Annotated in this window: 11 protein-coding genes; all 11 read left to right on the top strand. The window is 65.7% G+C overall.

All coding sequences use genetic code 11. The features are described from left to right. Positions 1-99: 99 nt before the first annotated feature. Positions 100-1017: a 3-dehydrocarnitine:acetyl-CoA trimethylamine transferase BcoG gene (bcoG, locus tag AC0L2L_RS01775; protein ID WP_473575768.1), complete on the top strand. Its 918-nt coding sequence runs from the start codon at positions 100-102 to the stop codon at positions 1015-1017. A gap of 16 nt (positions 1018-1033) precedes the next feature. Next, a complete protein-coding gene (locus tag AC0L2L_RS01770; RefSeq protein ID WP_473575766.1) occupies positions 1034-1657 on the top strand; it encodes an HD domain-containing protein in 624 nt (207 codons plus the stop codon). Positions 1658-1659: 2 nt separating this feature from the next. Further along, positions 1660-2790 (top strand): carnitine 3-dehydrogenase, encoded by a 1131-nt coding sequence (locus tag AC0L2L_RS01765; protein ID WP_473575765.1) that lies wholly within the window; start codon positions 1660-1662, stop codon positions 2788-2790. 4 nt (positions 2791-2794) lie between these two features. Next, the gene (locus tag AC0L2L_RS01760) at positions 2795-3958 is read left to right on the top strand and encodes an acyl-CoA dehydrogenase family protein (protein WP_473575763.1); all 1164 of its coding nucleotides are present in this window, start codon (positions 2795-2797) and stop codon (positions 3956-3958) included. 64 nt (positions 3959-4022) lie between these two features. Next, the gene (locus AC0L2L_RS01755; protein WP_473575761.1) at positions 4023-6101 is read left to right on the top strand and encodes an acetate--CoA ligase family protein; all 2079 of its coding nucleotides are present in this window, start codon (positions 4023-4025) and stop codon (positions 6099-6101) included. After that, positions 6094-6876: a carnitinyl-CoA dehydratase gene (locus tag AC0L2L_RS01750; RefSeq protein ID WP_473575759.1), complete on the top strand. Its 783-nt coding sequence runs from the start codon at positions 6094-6096 to the stop codon at positions 6874-6876. Before AC0L2L_RS01755 ends, AC0L2L_RS01750 begins: the two co-directional genes overlap by 8 nt. 216 nt (positions 6877-7092) lie before the next feature. Next, positions 7093-8028 carry an alpha/beta hydrolase gene (locus tag AC0L2L_RS01745; RefSeq protein WP_473575757.1) on the top strand — a complete coding sequence of 312 codons (936 nt, stop codon included), beginning with the start codon at positions 7093-7095 and terminating at the stop codon, positions 8026-8028. 88 nt (positions 8029-8116) lie between these two features. Further along, complete coding sequence (locus AC0L2L_RS01740) at positions 8117-10354, top strand: NHL repeat-containing protein (protein WP_473575756.1); 2238 nt, start codon at positions 8117-8119, stop codon at positions 10352-10354. Positions 10355-10365: 11 nt separating this feature from the next. Continuing rightward, the gene (locus tag AC0L2L_RS01735) at positions 10366-14238 is read left to right on the top strand and encodes a DUF7929 domain-containing protein (RefSeq protein ID WP_473575754.1); all 3873 of its coding nucleotides are present in this window, start codon (positions 10366-10368) and stop codon (positions 14236-14238) included. A 189-nt stretch (positions 14239-14427) separates the two neighbouring features. Next, positions 14428-15105, top strand: a complete 678-nt coding sequence (rpe, locus tag AC0L2L_RS01730; protein ID WP_473575752.1) for a ribulose-phosphate 3-epimerase — start codon at positions 14428-14430, stop codon at positions 15103-15105. Positions 15106-15370: 265 nt separating this feature from the next. Beyond that, positions 15371-16114, top strand: coding sequence for a GntR family transcriptional regulator (locus AC0L2L_RS01725; RefSeq protein WP_473575751.1), 744 nt, complete (start codon positions 15371-15373; stop codon positions 16112-16114). The last annotated feature ends 72 nt before the right edge of the window (positions 16115-16186 follow it).

The following is a 16186-nucleotide window of genomic DNA, read 5'->3' as shown; positions in this document are numbered from 1 at the left end:
GGGCATTGTTGGTCAGCTTCGGCGCGTGTCGTCATAGCAAAGCCGGTTTCCAGTTTTTTGCTCGACATGAATGGCCGATCGAATTTGGGAGGAACGACGATGCCGCTCGCGATGAACCGTGAGGTCTTCATTACCTGTGCCGTGACCGGCTCCGGCGGCACGCAGGACCGCAGCCCGCATGTGCCGCGCTCGCCCAAGCAGATCGCGGATTCGGCGATCGACGCGGCCAAGGCCGGCGCCGCCATCGTCCATTGCCATGTGCGCGACCCCGAGACCGGCAAGCCCAGGCGCGACGTCCAGCTCTATCGCGAGGTGACAGAGCGCATCCGCGATGCGAATGTCGACGTGGTGCTTAACCTGACCGCCGGCATGGGCGGCGACATGGTATTCGGCTCGCCCGAGGCGCCGCTGCCGCTCAACGAGAAGGGCACCGACATGGGCGGCGCCACCAACCGCATGGAACATGTGCGCCAGTGCCTGCCGGAGATCTGCACGCTGGATTGCGGCACGATGAACTTCGCCGAAGCCGACTATGTGATGACCAACACGCCCGGTATGCTGCGCGCCATGGGCGGCATGATGACGGCGTTGGGCGTCAAGCCCGAGATCGAGGCCTTCGACACCGGGCATCTGTGGTTCGCCAAGCAACTGGTCGAGGAGAAGGTGCTGAACCCCGACGCGCTGGTGCAGCTCTGCATGGGCGTGCCGTGGGGCGCGCCGGACGACCTCAACACCTTCATGGCGATGGTCAACAACGTGCCCTCGACATGGACCTGGTCGGCCTTCTCGATCGGCCGCAACCAGATGGCCTATGCGGCGGCGGCGGTGCTTGCCGGCGGCAATGTCCGCGTCGGCCTGGAGGACAATCTTTGGCTGGACAAAGGCGTTCTTGCCACCAATGCGCAACTCGTCGAGCGCGCGGCGAGCATCGTCACCGATCTCGGCGCGCGGGTGCTTGGGCCGGAGGAGGTGCGCCAGAAGCTCAACCTCACCAAACGGGCGCCGCTCGCGGCATGATTTGAGGGAGTCGGAAATGGCTACCGTCAAATTCACCGCAATGAAGGATGGCGACCGGGCGGACTACGAGTTCTTGACCGCCCATGAGGTCGACTACGCCGCCAAGACCGGCGACCGGCTGCTCGACGCGCTGGTGCAGTTGGACGAGGGTCTTTCCGGCTACAAGATCACCAGGCTCGGCCATTCGCTGCAGGCGGCGACGCGTGCTTGGCGCGACGGCGCCGACATCGACTGGCTGGTCTCCGCGCTGCTGCACGACATCGGCGACATCTACGCGCCCTACAACCACGATGAATACGCTGCTTCGATCCTGAAACCTTTCGTGCGCGAGCAATGCACCTGGGTGGTGGAAAAGCACGGCGATTTCCAGCGCCTCTATTACGCGCATCATCTCGGCGGCAACCGGCATGCCCGCGACCGCTTCGCCGGCCACCTCTATTTCGACGATTGCGACCAGTTCTGCGAGCACTGGGACCAGTCGAGCTTCGACCCCGACTACGAGACGCTGCCGGTTGAGTTCTTCCGGCCCTTCGTGCTCGAAGTCTTCGCCCGCAAGGCCTACGACCCGGCGGTGATCCGCGCCGGCGAGCGCGTGGCGCTTACCAACCCTGATACAGCCAAGACAAGAACCGGAGCCTGACCATGAGCATCATCAACAAGGCGGCCGCCATCGGTGGCGGTGTCATCGGCGCCGGCTGGGTGGCGCGGCTGCTCTTGAACGGCATCGACGTCTCGATCTTCGATCCCGATCCCGAGGCGTCGCGCAAAGTGGGCGAGGTGATGAAGGGCGCGCGCCGCGCTTATAAGCAGATGCTGCCCGGCGGCCTGCCCAAGGAAGGCAAGCTCACCTTCGCCAAGACCATCGCCGAGGCGGTGGCCGATGCCGACTTCATCCAGGAGAGCGTGCCGGAGCGGCTCGACCTCAAGCACAAGGTGCTGGCCGAGATCGACCAGCATGCGCCGGCCAACGCCATCGTCGGCTCGTCGACCTCCGGCATCAAGCCGACCGACATGCAGGTGGCGATGAAGAAGCACCCGGAGCGCCTGGTCGTCGGCCATCCGTTCAACCCGGTTTATCTCCTGCCGCTGGTCGAGATCGTCGGCGGTCAGCAGACTTTCCCCGAGGCGATCGAGGTCGCCAAGGAGCTCTACGCCTCGATCGGCATGAAGCCGGTGGTGGTGCGCAAGGAGATCGAGGCGTTCGTCGGCGATCGCCTGCTCGAAGCAGCCTGGCGCGAGGCGCTGTGGCTGGTCAAGGACGGCATCTGCACCGTCGAGGAACTCGACGACATCATGCGCTATTCCTTCGGCCTGCGCTGGGCGCAGATGGGCATGTTCCAGGTCTATCGCGTCGCCGGCGGCGAGGCCGGCATGCGCCACTTCATGGCGCAGTTCGGGCCTTGCCTGAAATGGCCATGGACCAAGCTGATGGACGTGCCGGAATTCAACGACGAGCTGGTCGACCTGATCGCCACGCAGTCGGACGAGCAGGCGCACGGCCTGTCGATCCGCGAGCTGGAGAAGATCCGCGACGACAATCTGGTCGCGATCATGGAAGCGCTGTCGAAGCAGAACAAGGGCAAGGGCTGGGGCGCCGGCGCGCTACACAAGGACTACACCAAGCAGCTTGCCAAGCTGGCGGCCAAGAAGCCAGTCTCCAAGGCCGCCGAGAAGGCGAAGGCTGTCAAACCGGCGAAGAAGGCCGCCAAGCCGGCAAAGGCTGAAAAACCCGCCAAGGCCGATAAGGCGAAGAAGAGCAAGAAGAAGGGCTGAGGCGATGCATTTCGGTCTGTCGGAAGAACAGAAGCTCATCGTCGAGACGACGCGCGCCTTTGTCGAGAACGAGCTTTACCCGCATGAGCGCGAGGTGGAGCGCACCGGCGTGCTGCGCCGCGAGCTGATCGACGAATTGAAGGCGAAAGCCATCGACGCCGGGCTCTATGCGGCCAACATGCCGGCCGATGTCGGCGGCGCGGGCCTCGATACGGTCAGCTGGCTGCTCTACGAGAAGGAGCTTGGCCGCGCCAATTACGCGCTGCACTGGACCTGCGTGGCGCGTCCGTCCAACATCCTGCTTGCCGGCACGCCGGAGCAGCGCGAGAAATATCTCTTCCCCTGCATCCGCGGCGAGAAATCGGACTGCCTGGCGATGACCGAGCCGGGCGCCGGCTCCGACCTGCGCGGCATGAAGGCGACCGCTGTGCAGGACGGTTCGGACTGGGTGCTCAACGGCACCAAGCACTTTATCTCCCATGCCGACATCGCCGATTTCGCCATCGTGTTCATGGCTTCGGGCGAGGAGGATTCGCCGCGCGGCAAGCGCAAAAAGATCACCGCCTTCTTCGTCGACAAGGGCACCAAGGGTTTTTCGGTGCGTGACGGCTACCGCAATGTCTCGCATCGCGGCTACACGAATTCGATCCTCGAATTCGACGATTGCCGGCTGCCGGCTTCCCAGGTTCTGGGCGAGGTGCACAAGGGTTTTGACGTTGCCAATTCCTGGCTCGGCGCCACGCGCCTGCAGGTCGGCGCCACCTGTCTCGGCCGCGCCGAACGTGCGCTGTCGCATGCCATCGAATATGCCGCGCAGCGCCAGCAGTTCGGCCAGCAGATCGGCAAGTTCCAGGGCGTGTCGTTCAAGCTGGCCGACATGGCGACGGAGCTGAAGGCCACCGACCTGATGGTCTTCGAGGCCGGCTGGAAGTACGATCAGGGCACCGTCACCGACCAGGACATGGCGATGGCCAAGCTGAAGGCCACCGAAATGCTGGCTTTCGTCGCCGACGAAGCGATCCAGATCCACGGCGGCATGGGGCTGATGGACGACCTGCCGCTGGAACGCATCTGGCGCGACGCGCGCGTCGAGCGCATCTGGGAAGGCACTTCGGAGATTCAGCGACATATTATTTCGCGGGCGTTGCTGCGCCCGTTCGGCGCTTAGAGCATGATGTTCCAAAGCCAGGATCCGGCTTTGGAAAACATCGCGCTCAAACGAAAAGATGGCCATGCATAAACTCGAACGTCTCCTGCGCCCGAAATCGATCGCCGTGTTCGGCGGGGCGCAGGCCGCCGCCGTCGTGGCGCAGTCGATCAAGATGGGCTTTGCCGGCGAGATCTGGCCGGTACATCCGACCAAGGACGAGGTCGCCGGCCGCAAGGCCTATCGTTCGGTCGCCGACCTGCCCGGCGCGCCGGACGCCGCCTTTGTCGGCGTGAACCGGCATCTCACCATTGAGGTGATCAAGGCGCTGGCCGAGCGCGGTGCCGGCGGCGCCGTCTGCTTTGCCGCCGGCTTCCTCGAGACCGAGGCCTATGACGAGGACGGCGAGCGGCTGCAGGCGGAGCTCGTCGTCGCAGCCGGTGAGATGCCGATCATCGGCCCGAACTGCTACGGCCTGATCAACTATGCCGACGGCGCGCTGTTGTGGCCCGACCAGCATGGCGGCATCCGGCTTGCGGAGGGCGGCAAGGGCGTCGCCATCATCACGCAGTCGTCCAACATCGCCATCAACATGACGATGCAGAAGCGCGGTCTGCCGATCGCCTTCCTGCTGACGGCCGGCAACCAGGCCCAGACCGGCCTGTCCGAAATGGCGCTCGGCCTGATCGAGGACGAGCGCGTCACCTCGCTCGGCCTGCACGTCGAGGCTTTCGATTCGGTAGCCGGCTTCGAAAGGCTCGCCGCGCGGGCGCGCGAATTGAAAAAACCGATCATCGCCATGAAGGTCGGCCGCTCGGAACAGGCACGGCAGGCGACTGTCTCGCACACCGCCTCGCTGGCCGGTTCGGATGCTGCTTCCGGCGCCTTCCTGAAGCGGCTCGGCATCGCGCGCGTCGATTCCATCCCGGCCTTCATCGAGGCGCTGAAGCTCCTGCACGTCACCGGGCCGTTGCCCGGCTACAAGCTGTCGTCGATGAGCTGCTCGGGCGGCGAGGCCTCCGTGATGGCCGACAGTGCCGAAGGGCGCTGGGTGCATTTCCCGGCGCTGGGCGCCGAGCATCGCGCGCATGTGAAATCGACGCTCGGACCGCTGGTCGCGGTCGCCAATCCGCTCGACTACCACACTTTCATCTGGAACAACGAACCGGCGATGACGGCCACCTTCACCGCCATGGTGTCGGGCGGCTTCGATATCAACATGCTGGTGCTCGACTTCCCGCGACCCGACCGCTGCTCCGACGTCGACTGGTGGGCGACGCTGCGCGCCTTCGAGGCGGCGCTGAAGACCAACAAGGCGCAAGGCGCGATCGTGTCCTCGCTGCCGGAGAACCTGCCGGAAGAATATACCGCCGGCCTGATGGCGCGTGGCATGGTGCCGTTGTTCGGCATCTCGGAAGCGCTGGACGCCGCCCAGGCTGCCGCCTTCATCGGCTGGGCCTGGCGCGAGCCGCAGGCGCAGCCGGTCGACACCACCGCGGCGGGCGCATCCGAAGCCAAGCGCGTGACGCCGGACGAAGCCGAAGCCAAGGAAAGGCTGATCACGGCCGGCTTGCCGGTGCCGAAGGGCGAGCGCGCTTCCAACGCGGTCGAGGCGGTGATCTCGTCCATGACGCTGGGCTTTCCGGTGGCGCTGAAGGCGCTCGGCGTCACGCACAAGTCGGAAGTCGGGGCGGTACGGCTGAACCTCAAGGACGCCGAATCCGTCAGCGCCGCCGCGCATGACCTTCTGCCGCTCGGCACCGGGCTTTATGCCGAGCGCATGGTGCGCGACGGCGTCGCCGAGCTGATCGTCGGCTTCACCCGCGATCCGATGTTCGGCGTGGTGATGACGCTCGGCACCGGCGGCGTGCTGGTAGAACTGTTGCGCGACAGCGTGACCTTGATGCTGCCGGCGACGCGCGACGACATCGAGGCGGCGCTGCGTGGGTTGAAGCTCTATCCGCTGCTCGAAGGCTATCGCGGCCGGCCCAAGGCCGATGTCGCGGCTGCCATCGACGCCATCGCGGGCATTGCCGACTTCGTGCAGAAGAACGAAGGCGAGATCGAGGAACTCGACATCAACCCGCTGATCGTCTGCGCCGAAGGCAAGGGCGCGTGGATCGCGGATGCGCTGCTGGTGCTTGGAGAAAAGAAGAATGGCTGACGTCATCACCACCCGCCGCGAAGGCGCCATCCTCGAAGTCACGCTCGACCGGCCGAAGGCCAATGCCATCGACCTGAAGACGTCGCGGCTGATGGGCGAGACCTTCAAGGCGTTCCGCGACGATCCGGAGCTTCGCGTCGCCATCGTCAAGACGGCCGGCGACAAGTTCTTCAGCGCCGGCTGGGACCTCAAGGCGGCGGCTGGCGGCGACGCCGTGGACGGCGACTATGGCGTCGGCGGCTTCGGCGGGCTGCAGGAACTGCGCGACCTGAACAAGCCGGTGATCGCTTGCGTCAACGGCATGGCGGTAGGCGGCGGCTTCGAACTGGCGCTGTCCTGCGACTTGATCTACGCCTCGGACCATTCCTCCTTCGCGCTGCCCGAGATCCGCGCCGGCACGCTGGCCGACGCAGCCACCATCAAGCTGCCGAAGCGCATTCCCTACCACATCGCCATGGACCTTTTGTTCACCGGCCGCTGGATGGATGTCGCCGAGGCGCATCGCTGGGGCCTGGTCAACGAGGTGCTGCCCAAGGACAAGCTCGAAGAGCGCGTCTGGGAGATCGCGCGGCTCTTGGCCAGCGGCCCGCCGCTGGTCTTTGCGGCGATCAAGGAGACGGCGCGGGTCGCCGAGGCGCTGACCTTCCAGGAGGCGATGAACAAGGTGACGCGCCGGCAGTTGCCGACGGTCGATATCCTCTACGGGTCGGAGGACAACATGGAAGGGTTCCGGGCGTTTGCGGAGAAGCGCGACCCTGTGTGGAAGGGGAAGTGACTCCGCGGAAATGACGGCGCCAGGCCCCCCTCTCTGCCCTGCCGGGCATCTCCCCCTCAAGGGGGGAGATTGGATGTCGCGAAGGGTTTCGCCAATCTCCGGCATTGCAGAAGGCGCGATGCGGCCGAAGCTGCTGATCTCCCCCTCTGAGGGGGAGATGTCCGGCAGGACAGAGAGGGGGGCCTGGGCGCCATCACCTAAAATTGGTCATCCGATATGACCGACTACAAAACCCTCATCGATGCCGAGACCTGGGCCTTCATCGAGAAGACCAACTCCTACTATCCGCCTGATACCATCGACTACACGATCACCCGGCAGCGCGCGATCTACGACCGGATGTGCCGGGAGTTCTTTGCCGGCTATCCGCAAGGCGTCTCCGCCGAGACGACTGCTATCGCCACGCCCAGCATCCCCATCCGCATCTACCGCAGCGCTGCCCCGAACAAGGCCGCGATGGTGCTCTACGTCCATGGCGGCGGCTTCATCCTGGGCGGGCTGGACAGCCATGACGATGTCTGCGCCGAACTCTGCGCCCGCACCGGCTACGAGGTGGTCTCGGTCGACTATCGGCTGGCGCCGGAACATCTGCATCCGGCCGCCTTCGACGACGCCATGACCGCCTTCGAATGGGCCGCCAGAACCTATGACCGCCCGGTCGTGCTTTGTGGCGACAGCGCCGGCGGCAATCTCTGCGCCGCCGTCGCGCATGCGACGCGCGGCCATGCGAAAAAGCCGGCCGGCCAGATGCTGATCTATCCCAGCCTCGGCGGCGATCACTCGAAAGGATCCTATCTGACACATGCCGAGGCGCCGATGCTGACCGTGCGCGACCACGACTTCTACAAGCATGTCCGGACCGGCGGCGTCGACCGGACCGGCGACATCACACTGTATCCGCTCGCCGACGCCGATTTCGCCTATCTGCCCCCGACCGTGCTGGTCACCGCCGAATGCGACCCGCTATCGTCCGACGGCGAAGCCTATCGCGACCGCATCGTCGCCGCCGGCGGGCATGCATATTGGTTCGAGGAGCCGGGGCTGGTGCATGGTTACCTCAGAGCCCGGCACATGGTCGGCCGGGCCCGGGCGAGCTTCACGCGCATCGTCGAGGCGGTATCGGCGCTTGGCCGAGCCGACTGGACCTGGTAACGCCCCCGGCGGCCAGAGGCGCTTTCCGCTTCGCCGTCCTCCCATGAACCTTTCCCCGCCAGCCAGCGACTGATGGCCAGGCGCCGCAATGGTGCGGCCCGGAAAGGGAAGCCTCATGACCAGAAACCCAGAGACTCCGCGGTCTCCGGGAACAGCGAAAGTCCAGCGCGATCACCGCCTTCGGGAAGCGGTCGACGCGCTGGGCTTCCGGCTGATTCCGTTGACCCTGCCCAGGAGCAGGCGTATCGTCACGCAGAGGAAAACAGACAATTCGATCAGGGAAGAACGTGCCGCAACGCCGCGCCTTGCCCTGGTTGGCGCGGTAGAGCCAGACGTTCCTTCCAGCGGCTTCGGGGGGAGTTCAATGTCTGGCGGCCACGGCTCGTTCGTGCCTTCGCATGTCGGCCGTTTGCGCCGCGCAATTGCCACAAATAGCGGAATTCTTGCTCTCGCGCTATCGGCCGGCCTCTTGCTGGGCGGTGTGGCGAAGGCGCAGGAAACCCAGATCATCTATCCCGGCTCGATGGCGGTCACCGGCTTCCCCGGCACCGTGATCCCCAATTTCGATCAAGGATTGCCGCCCGGCGTCGATCCGGTCGACGAGACTTTCATCGACACCTCGCGCGCCACGCTGCGCATTTTCGACGGCTCGCATCTCGGCGGCCCGGCCTCGGGCCAGCTCGTCTTCACGCCGCCGCCCTTCGAGGTGACGGCGGGGCAGATTGGCGAGGTTTTCGGCCTGACCTATGACGACGGCGTGCGCGATGGCGTGCCGTCGGGCATCCCCAATCTCTACGCGGCCGCGACCTCGCTGCATGGCGTCGAGATCGTGACGCCGGACGTCGATAATGACGGGCGCCCGGAACGGCAGCGCCGCGGCACCGCTGGCGCTACCTTCATGGACGGCCAGTTCGGCACCGAAAATGGCGGCGGGCCGGGCACGATCTGGAAGATCGACGGCATCACCGGCGCCGTCTCCAAATTCGCCGACATCGACACCAACAGCGGGCCGGGCATCGGCAACCTCGCCTTCGACCCCATTCACCGCCAGTTCTTCGCGTCCGATCTCGACACCGGGCTCATCCACCGCATCGACACCAATGGCCACCTGATCGACACGTTCGACCATGGTGTCGCCGGGCGTCCGGCGCATGGGCTTGCCCCGGTCGCCGATGACGGCGCCGTCATGGATATCCAGGGCGCCGCCTTCGACACGGAAGACCCGGAGACCTGGGGTTACACCCAGGACGAACGCCGCGTCTGGGCAGTCTCCTATCACGGCGGCCGGCTCTATTATTCGGTCGGTGAAAAATCCGAGATCTGGTCGGTCGGCATCGCGCGCGACGGCAGCTTCGCCGGCGATCCGCGCTGGGAACTGACGGTCAAGGCCGACAAGGATTACGCCGTCACCGACATCGCCTTCGACAACAAGGGCTTCATGTATCTCGCCCAGCGCGGTCCGGTCGAAAACCGTTACGATTACAGCCGCTTCGCCGGTTCCGGCAAGGCCGAGCTGATCCGCTACTGGCGCGAGGATCCGGATGATCCGGCGACGGAATCGGTTTGGGTCGAGGTGCCGCAGGAATATGCGGTCGGCTTCCCGCAAGGCAACCGCCAGTCGGCCGGGGGCATCGATCTCCAGTATGGTTATGACTCCGACGGCAATCTCGACACTTCCGTGTGCACCGACACCGTCGTCAACACCGGCGACAAGTTGCGCGACAACCCGGAACTTGCCGAGCGGCTCGCCGCCGGCGGGCCGCTTGCCGTGCATGGCGTGCAATTGATGCCCAGCGCGCTGGTCAAGCCGGCCAACGTGCCGCCTTTCGGCTCATGGTTCGTCGACTTCGACGGCTATTTCGAAGACCCAGAGGTCGAAGGCCATGTCGGCGACGTCAGGGTCTGGCGCCCCTGCGAGGGCCGCGCCGGCTATTATGAGGAAATCCCCGGCGGCTACCTGCCTCCGTTCTATCCGCCCGACTTCCCGCCGCCCGGCAATCTGCCGCCCTGCGTGGATGTCGAGGACGTGCATTATTACTGCACGCCGCGCGGGCTTCAGGCCGATCTCTATCTCCATGACCATGCCGGCTTTGGCGGCGATTCGATCAAGGCTCAGTCCAGGACGCCCGGCGTCGGGGTGACAACCCCCATGTCGCATGTCCCGGGCAAGCCTTACACGATCGACATCACCGGCCATTACCCTGGCGACACCGTCAATGTCGGGCTCTGCTTCTACCGCAAGTCCGACCAGGACAAGGGTGGCTACTACCCTTGCTGCAAGATGACGCTGCCGCTCAGAACGCCAGCCGTCAGCTGCGAACGTTGAGGGAGGGACAGATGGATAATCTCGCCCTTTCCCGTTTCGTTTCGAGCAATCCCAAAACCGTCATGGAGACGATCATGAAACCCCTGTCATACGCCAGGCGCGGCGCGCGCTGGCTGATGGCGGCCGGTATCGCGGTCGCCATGATGCCGGCTTTGCCGGCGCTTGCCGAAGACACCGCTCCGGCGAAGATCGCCGATGTCGCTGGCGCTGAACCCAGGCTCGACCTGGAAAACCCCCGCGTCATCAACCCCGAACCCGGCCGCATCGTGCCCTTCTTCACCAAGACGGGAGGCCAGCGCAGCTGCGACTATGTTTATTACACCTTGAACTTTGGCCTGCGCGGCAATGAGCAGGCCTTCGGCAATCCGGCTTTTGTCAATGCGCTGAAGAACGCCAGGATCGAGTTCAAGGACCAGCTTGCGCACGGCCTTAAGATCGTCAGCGTGCATGTGAGCGGCGACGGCACGGACGCCTCCGGCGGGCCGCTGCCGGCGGCCACGATCAGCAGCTCTGCCAACCCCGACGACACGGCCACGGTTTCCGATTTCCGGATCTCCGCTTCCGACCTCGACGGCTCAGGCGCGCCGAACGAACGCGTCATCACCTTCCGGATCCTGGCCAAGATCGACCAGGCGGCGTTTCCCGCGCCGGCCAATGTCGACAACCAGGGCCTGATCAAGATCGGGGCCGGCACCGGGACCGTCATCCCGTCGCAGGACCCGGGCAAGCCGGATGACGGCGATTTCCTCACCGGCGCGAAGACGACGATCCACATCGACCTGACCAAATGCAACCCGCCTCCACCTCCCGGCAAGGAATGCTTCAAGGTCGAGCGTGGCACCGTGGACTGCGTGCCCGGCGGCGGCGCTTTCATCTACCACATGCCGGTCGGCCCGGAGATGGGCGGCAAATGGGTGCAGGTGTCGACGACGACGCCCGGCATCAGCATCGTTCCGAACACGCAACTGGTGCCGGCGGGCGGCGGCGTGCTGAACTGGAAGATCATCGGCGCCTCGCCGGGCGATGTCATCCACCTCATCGTCACCGGCATCGAAACCTATGCCGGCCCGAAGGAAGGCTGGGGACTGTGCTGTACGCAGACGATCGACATCGTCATTCCACGCGACCTGAGATGTCCGCCTGAACGGCAGCCCGACCTCAAGGTCGAGAAGAGGGCCGATGTGCCGCGTTGCACGATGGCCGGCGGCTGCGACTTCACCATCACGGTCACCAATGTCGGCGGCGCGCCGTACAACGGCAAGATCGTGCTCGACGAGGTGACGCTGCCAGCAGGCTCCGTGCTGACATCGGGACCGAATGCGCCCTGGGTCTGCGTGCCCGGAACGACGCCGATGACCTGCACCTATCCGGTGACGACGCTCAACCCCGGCGCTTCCATCAACCTCAAGCTCGGCTTCAAGCCGGCAGGCGGATGGCAGGGCAGCGTGCTGCGCAACTGCGCCGTCTACGACTACCAGGCCAGCGGCAAGCCGCTGTTCGGCAGCCAGTTCAACGACCGCGGCTGCGCCTCGATCCCGATCTGCCGCCGTGGCGATCGCGACCCGCAGTGCAACCCACCGGTCGAGAAGAAAGTCGACCTGATCCTGAAGAAGCGCGCCCGCATCCCGGTCTGCACACCGGACGGCGTCTGCTATTTCGTGATCGACATCATCAACAACGGCACCAGCACCTATAACGGGCCGTTGACGGTGACCGACAACTACCCCGGCGGCGCGCCGGCCTCGTCGACCTTCGGGCCAAGCCCGCCCTGGACCTGCGGACCGAACGGCCCCGGCCAGTTCCGCTGCGACAATGCCGGCATCTCGCTGCCTCCGGGCGCCTCGACGCCGATCATCGTCAAGGCGGTGATGCCGGCGAACTACCGGCCGGACACGGTGGAGAACTGCGCCGAGGTGAGGGGCATTCCCGGCGAGGTCAACCTCGCCAACAACAAGGCCTGCGCGACCGAGCGCATCCGCCATCCAAATGGCGGCCAGCCCGGCCTGCGCATCACCAAGACCTGCGACGGCTCGCTGGCCGGTGCCGCGGCTGTTTCCTGCCGCATAACCGTCACCAACGCCGGCACTGCGGCCCCCACCGGTCCGGTGCGGGTGAGCGATGCCGCCACGCTGGTGTCGGGGGGCGCGCCTGTCCAGATTCAGACCGTCACCCCCGATGGCGCGGACTGGTCTTGCGGGCCGGTGCCTGCCAACGCGCTGTCCTGCCAGATTCCCGGCGCCGCGATGACGCCTGGAACCAGCCGGCACTTCGACGTGACGGTGAGCGGCAATGGCACGTTCGAGAACTGCGCGCGCGGCTCCTACGGGCCGGCGCCGGGCGACGACATCGTCTACCCGATCGGCCAGGCCTGCGCGAAAGGCGGTGGCACTTCCATCATCCGTGTCGAGAAGACCGGCGATGCCGAGTGCCAGCCGGGCCAGCCATGCTCGTTCGAGATCACCATCACGAATGACGGGCCGACCCCCTTCTCCGGTCCGGTTCGCATCGGCGATGCGATCGGCGTGGAAGGTCTCGGCCGGCTGGAAGGCGTCGCGATCGACTCGATCGACCCGCCCTTCGGCTGCTCGCCGGAACCGACGACGCTGCCCGCATCCTGCATCGCCGATCTGACGCTGGGCGCCGGCGAAAACCACACCCACCACGTCACCGTGATCCTTCCCGAGGATGGCCGTCTTGCCGATCTGCAGGGTTCGGTCAACGGACAGAACTGCGTCGGCGTGCTCTCTCCGAACACGCCCGTGCAAGGCGGTGGCGACGTGCTGCCGCGCGACCTGACCAACGTCCCGGACGATCGCGGCAAGGCCTATGCGTGCCATCCCTTCACCATCAGGCATGAGGTGAAGAACCAGTGCTCGGATGGGCTGGTGCTCAATTCGGCCGGCCGCTGCGCCTGCCCGGACGGCGCCATTTTCCGCAACGGCCAATGTTCGGGTAGTGGGGGCTCTGGCGGTGGCACCAAGCCGCTGCCGGTGCCGCCGCGCTGCGTCCTGCTGCAGGGCCAGATCCGGACCGCGGACGGGCGCTGCGTCTGCCCGCGTGGCACGGAGCTGGAAAACGGCAAGTGCGTGCGGGGCGAAGAGCCGCAGGAGCCGCAGTGCACGCTGCGTCCCGGCCAGTACCGCGACCAGGACGGCAACTGTGTCTGCCGCCGCGGCGAGCTGGTGAACGGTGTGTGCCAGGTCGTTGGGCCGAAGTGCACGATCCGTGGCGCAGTGCCGACTTCGAACGGCAATGGCTGCACCTGCCCGGACGGCACGCATCTCGACCGCGCGGCCAAGGCTTGCGTGCCTGACAGGCAGCCGCCCGCCCAGTGCCGTATCCGCGGCCAGTCCCGCAACGCCGATGGCGATTGCGTCTGCCCGAGCCGCACGGAGGTCCGTGACGGCGCCTGCCGGCCGATCGTGTCGAGGCAGTGCCCGATCCGCGGGCAGGTGCGCGACGCCAACGGCAACTGCGCCTGCCCGGACGGCCTGGAGGTGCGGGGCAAGGCCTGCCAGCGGCCGAAGCCGAGCCAGGAGCAGTGCACCATTCGCGGCCAGGTCCACAACAAGCGGGGCGACTGCGTCTGCCCGCGTGGAACCGAAATCCGCGACGGCGCCTGCCGCAAGCCGCAGCAGGAGTGCGCGCCGGGCTCGCGCTTCATCGATGGCCAGTGCCAGCCGGTGCTGACCAAGCGGCGCTGCCCGGTCGGCACGACCGGACGGTTCCCGGACTGCACGTCGATCCGCAGGCGGCCGGGCATCGAGATAAACCCCGGCATGCTGCTCAACCCGAACGTGCTGCAGCAGCTGGTGCCGCAGCGCCAGCCACGGCGGGTGCTGCAGGATCCGGCGGGCGCCAACATCCAGAACTTCAAGCCGTAATCCTGTGGCTGAAGACCCAGACCCGCCGGAGCGATCCGGCGGGTTTTCTTTTCCACATCGAAGATGGCCTTGTGGGCAGGCGGGCCACTGCACCTGTCGAAAACATGCTTCCCCTCGGCTGGTTCATGGTCTAGGCAATCGGCCTGACAGGCGCGCTAAGCGCACAAGATTGCCGGGAGAATTTGCGCCATGAGCAAGAAGACCCTGATTGCGCCATCGGTGCTGGCGTCGGATTTCTCCAAGCTCGGCGATGAGGTCGAGGCTGTCGTGGCCGCGGGCGCCGACTGGATCCATCTTGACGTGATGGACGGCCATTTCGTGCCCAACATCACCTTCGGGCCGCCGGTGATCAAGGCGATCCGCAACCGCACCAAGGCCTTCTTCGACTGCCATCTGATGATCGCGCCGGCCGATCCTTACCTGGCGGCCTTCGCCGAAGCCGGTTGCGACGGCATGACGGTGCACGCCGAGGCCGGGCCGCATCTCGACCGCTCGCTGCAGACCATCAAGGACCTCGGCAAGAAAGCCGGCGTGTCGCTCAATCCGTCGACGCCGGAAAGCGTCATCGAATATGTGCTCGACCGGCTCGATCTGATCCTGATCATGACCGTCAATCCGGGCTTCGGCGGCCAGGCATTCATCCCGGCCATCGTCGACAAGGTGAAACGGGTGAAGGCGCTGATCGGCAGCCGGCCGATCCGCATCGAGATCGACGGCGGCGTCTCGGCCGAAACGGCGCCGCTGGTGACCGCCGCCGGCGCCGATGTGCTGGTGGCGGGCGCCGCCGTCTTCAAGGGCGGCAGCGTCGAGGCCTACAGGGCAAATATCGAAGCGATCCGTTCAGCGGCCGACAAGGCCGCCAGTTAAAACGCATAGCTGCCACACTTCTCGCAGGAGTTGTGCAATTGGGCCTCCTGTTGAACAAGCGTTCAATATATCAAGTTGCCTGCAGATGTCAGCTTTTTCTGCACGGACTTACTTCACAGCCCAAATAGACTGGTGACCTTGTCTTAAAGTCGAATATTGTCAGCTTTCCGCTTGAGACGCCGTTGCCCGGCTGTATGATACATGTACGGGAGGATTGCTTCGCCGAGGGGCCCTGACAGAGCAGGGGCAAGCAACAGGAGCTCGATTGACAAACGGAAACGCCGAGCCGGGTGAAGGCAAGGGTGCCAAAAGCACGCTGGCCAGCTCGGTCTATCAGCAGCTCCGCGAAGACCTGCTTCGCGGAGCCCTGGAGGCCGAGACCAAGCTGCGTGTCGAGTGGGTCGTTTCCCGCTACGGCGCGGGCGCTTCTCCTGTGCGCGAGGCGCTCAACCGTTTGGCCGCCGAGGGCCTGCTCGGTCGTCATGACCAGCGCGGTTTCTTCCTGATGCCGGTCAGCGCTGCGGAGCTGGAGGAGCTGACGCGGACGCGATGCTGGCTGGAAGAACGGGCGTTGCGCGAATCCATCGCTCACCGCACGGCCGAATGGGAGGAACAGCTGGTGCTGGCCCTGCACCGCCTGGCGCGCGCCGAGCGTCGCCTGCCGGACGATCCGGCAAGCAACAATCCGGAATGGGAGAAGCTGCACCGGGCCTTCCACCGGGCGCTGATCGCCGCATGCCGGTCGCACTGGCTGGTTGGCTTCTGCGATCAGCTTTCCGACCAGGCCTCGCGCTACCGCCTGATCTCGCAAAACGCGTCGGGTACGGGGCGTGACGATCTTGGCGAGCACCGCATAATTGCCGAGCGCGCCTTGGATGGCGACGCCGACGGCGCGGTCGAAGCGCTTCTCAATCATTACCGCCTCACCGCGGCGATGTGCATGGAGCGCCTCGCGCAGGGCTATGACCCGAGGGCCGGTTCAGGCAAGTCCCAACGCAGCCGCAAGTAGCGGACGGAAGGCCAGGGCGAAGTCGCCGAGCCCAACCGCTGCGCAGTTTTTGCTCCAGCCGCCAAATCTGGT

The organism is Mesorhizobium sp. WSM4832 (genome assembly GCF_055811115.1).
Note: the sequence above shows the minus strand (reverse complement) of the source record. Positions and strands in the feature narration are given on the sequence as shown.